The sequence below is a fragment of the Nocardioides sp. genome (assembly GCF_041600255.1).
In the GTDB taxonomy this organism is placed as follows: domain Bacteria; phylum Actinomycetota; class Actinomycetes; order Propionibacteriales; family Nocardioidaceae; genus Nocardioides.
On the sequence record NZ_JBFIKK010000213.1, the window covers coordinates 1 to 3,391 of the forward strand.

Sequence of the window (3,391 nt, forward strand, 5' to 3'; positions counted from 1 at the left end):
ACTCCCCGGGTGAAGTGAGGGTTTCCTGGGTGCACTCCGGCTGTCGCGCCCTCACTGCCCCGGCCCGGCACACCGGCCGTACGCCCCCCCGGCCCCCCGATTCAGCGGGCGGCGTACGCCACGCACACCGACGGGCGCGGGAAGTCGTCCGTGTGCGGCCACGTGCTCGCAGGCGCCTCGAAGCTGGCCCCGTCGATCTCACCGGGGTGCTGCACCGCGAAGAACAGCGAGCGGCTCTGGTCGGTGATCAACGGCCCACACGCCTCGGCCCCCCGCGGCACCGTCAGGAACTGGCGCACGTTCCCGCGCTCCACCCCCGCCACCGGCACCCGGAAGATCCCGTCGTTGGAGCCGAGCATGTTGCCGTCCGTGGCGAGCCAGAGGTTGCCCGCCTCGTCGAACGCCACGTTGTCCGGGCAGCTGATCGGGCTCACCCGGCCCTTGTCGAAGCCGCCGAAGTAGGTCTCCTGGGCCTCGGGGTCGCCACACACCAGGAACAGGTCCCACGTGAAGGCCTCCGCCGTGTGGTCCCGCTTCGCCGGGCTCAGCTCCAGGACGTAGCCGTTGCGGTTGCCCGACGTCTCCACCAGGGGCGCCCCGATGGCCGGCCGGGTCATCGACCGCGTCACCGGGTTCGCCTCGTCCGGCGCGAACGTCGAGCCGCGCTGGGAGTTGTTCGTCAGCGCGGCGTACACCTTGCCGTTGACCGGGTTCGGCTCCACGTCCTCGGGCCGGTCCATCCGGGTGGGCCGGACGGTGTCCGCGGCCAGCCGGGTGTCGAGCAGCACGTCGGCCACGCTCATCCCCGCGACGTACGACGTGGTGTCCGACGTGAGCGGGATCCACTCGCCGGTGCCGTCGTACACCCCGTCCTCGGTGCCGTCGCCGCGGAGCCGGGCGACGAAGAGGGTGCCGTGCTGCAGCAGCGTCAGGTTGTGGGCGCGCGCCCGGCTGCCGCGCTCGCGGTAGCGGTCCCGCGAGACGAACTTGTACAGGTACTCGCCGCGCTCGTCGTCGCCCATGTAGACCACCGCGCGGCCGTCGTCGGCGATCGTGACGTTGGCGCCCTCGTGCTTGAACCGGCCCAGCATGGAGTGCTTGCGCGGCGTGGAGTGCGGGCGCAGCGGGTCGAGCTCGACGATCCAGCCGAAACGGTACGGCTCGTGCGGCTCGCGGCTGAGGTCGAACCGGGGGTCGACCTCGCTCCAGCCCCGCCCACCCTCGCCGGTGATGCCGTAGCGCGCGTACGACTCGGCGTACCGCTCATCGAGCTCGCCGGAGGAGTCGAAGTAGAAGTTGAAGTTCTCCTCGCCGGACAGCACGGTGCCCCAGGGCGTCGTGCCGCCGGCGCAGTTGCCGATCGTGCCGTGGACCGTCCGACCGCCGGGGTCGGCGCTGGTGCGCAACCGCTCGTCGCCGACCGCCGGGCCATCCATCCGGAACGGCGTGTCGGCGGTGATCCGGCGGTTCCGGGAAGCGTTGCGGTGGTTCACCTGTCGCCAGGACCCTGGCGTGCGCCCACGCTTGATCTCCACGACCGCCATCCCGTGCGAGGCCATGGCGATCCGCTTGATCGTGGCGTCGTCGTACGTGCCGGCCGGGAACATCAGCTCCTCGTCGGTGTACTCGTGGTTGACCACCAGCAGCGCACGGTCGCGGTGGCGTCGACCGGACAGTTCCACAACCCCGACGTAGTCGTTGTTGTAGCCGAACTGGAGGGCGGCGGCCTCGGGGGTCTGCCGGTGGGCGTCGAACTTCGGTGCGCCGAGCACGACGGGGTCGCCCCAGCGGATCAGCACGTCGTGGCGGAACCCGTCCGGTACGACGACGGCGTCGCGGACGTTGGGCGCGACAGGGGAGAACCGGGTGCGGCCGAGATGTCCCGGACGTCCCGCGGGCTGCGGCGACGACGAGGCGGTCGCGGCCGACGTGCCGGTGAGACCGCCGACGACCAGGGCGCCGGTGCCGACGGCGGCTCCACGCAGGACGGAGCGGCGCTGGACCACCCGGGTGATCTCGTCGCGGACGTGGCCGGTGTCGCTCCGGTTCGCGAGGGGCTGGTCGCAGGCGTTGCCGCACCGGTAGTGGCAGGTCATCGAACTGCGGGACCCGTGCGGCCCGGTCGGTGTCAGCGCAAGCAGGGGACGGTCCTGGGCGGAGATGCTCATGGCGGCGAACCTAGGAGCGACTGATGAGAGGAGGGCGAGCAGAGGGTGGACCGCGGGTGAACCGGACCCGACGGATCAGATCGCCGAGGCGGGCACGGTCAGCCGCAGCTGGCGCCGTCGGTGGTTGATCGCCTCGGCGGTGAAGACCGCGAGCGCCACCCAGACCAGCACGAAGCCGATCCACCGGCCGGTCGGCATCTCCTCGCCGAACCAGAGCACGCCGAGCGAGAACTGCAGGATCGGGGCGAGGTACTGCAGCAGTCCGAGCGAGACCATCGACACCCGGTTGGCCGCAGCGCCGAAGCAGATCAGCGGGATCGCGGTGACGATGCCGGTGGTGGTGAAGAGGAGCGCATGGCCCACGCCGTGGCTCGCGAACGCCGACGCGCCGGTGAGGCCGAGGAAGACCAGGTACGCCGCGGCCGCCGGCGCGATCACCGCCGTCTCGAAGGCCAGGCTCTCCACCGGACCGACCCCGGCGGTCTTCTTGGCCAGGCCGTAGCTGGCGAACGAGAACGCCAGCACCAGCGCCACCCAGGGCGGCCGGCCGTACTCGAGGGTGAGGATCAGCACCGCCGTGCCGGCGAAGGCCATCGCGGCCCACTGCAGGGGACGCAGCCGCTCGCCGAGGATGAAGACGCCCATCAGCACGGTGACGAGCGGGTTGATGAAGTAGCCGAGCGAGGTCTCCACCACACGCTCGTTGTTGACTCCCCAGATGTAGGTCGCCCAGTTCACCGAGACGGTGACGGCCGCCAACGACAGCAGCACCGTCGTACGCCGGTCGGCGAGGATCGCCCGGAACTGCCGGGTGCGACCGACGACGACCACCAGGATGCCGGCCGCCAGAACCGACCACAGGATCCGGTGCGCCAGGATCTCGACCGCACCGGCGGGCTCGAGCAGCGGCCAGTAGAGCGGGAAGGCGCCCCACATGGCGTAGGCGGCGGCGCCGTACAGCACACCCTGACGAGACTCACGCACGCGGCGAAGCATAGGTCCCGGGACGTCCCGGTCCTCATTCGCCGACGGGTCGGCCGATGGGTCAGTGGGTCAGACGACGGTCCAGGTGTCGCCGCTGTTGATGAGGGCGGCGAGTCGGTCGGTGGGGGTGCCGGTGGTGGTGTTGCGGGCGGAGTGGTTCTGGTGGCGGGCTTGGTCGTCGTAGGTGGCGCGTTCGATCTGGCGGAAGATGCCGATGGGGGATTGGTTGAGGTAGCCGG

The 3,391-nt window shown here is 71.1% G+C and carries 2 protein-coding genes; both read right to left on the reverse strand.

Annotated elements, in window-relative coordinates:
- Window positions 1–101 precede the first annotated feature (101 nt).
- A complete protein-coding gene (locus ABZE72_RS16350; protein WP_372730097.1) occupies window positions 102–2,168 on the reverse strand; it encodes a PhoX family phosphatase in 2,067 nt (688 codons plus the stop codon).
- 75 nt (window positions 2,169–2,243) lie between these two features.
- Window positions 2,244–3,152, reverse strand: a complete 909-nt coding sequence (gene rarD / locus ABZE72_RS16355; protein ID WP_372730098.1) for an EamA family transporter RarD — start codon at window positions 3,150–3,152, stop codon at window positions 2,244–2,246.
- Window positions 3,153–3,391 lie beyond the last annotated feature (239 nt).

Bases quoted from the DNA above. Each gene is read 5' to 3' on its own strand.
- ABZE72_RS16350 (WP_372730097.1), bottom strand. From the start codon at position 2,168: ATGAGCATCTCCGCCCAGGACCGTCCCCTGCTTGCGCTGACACCGACC.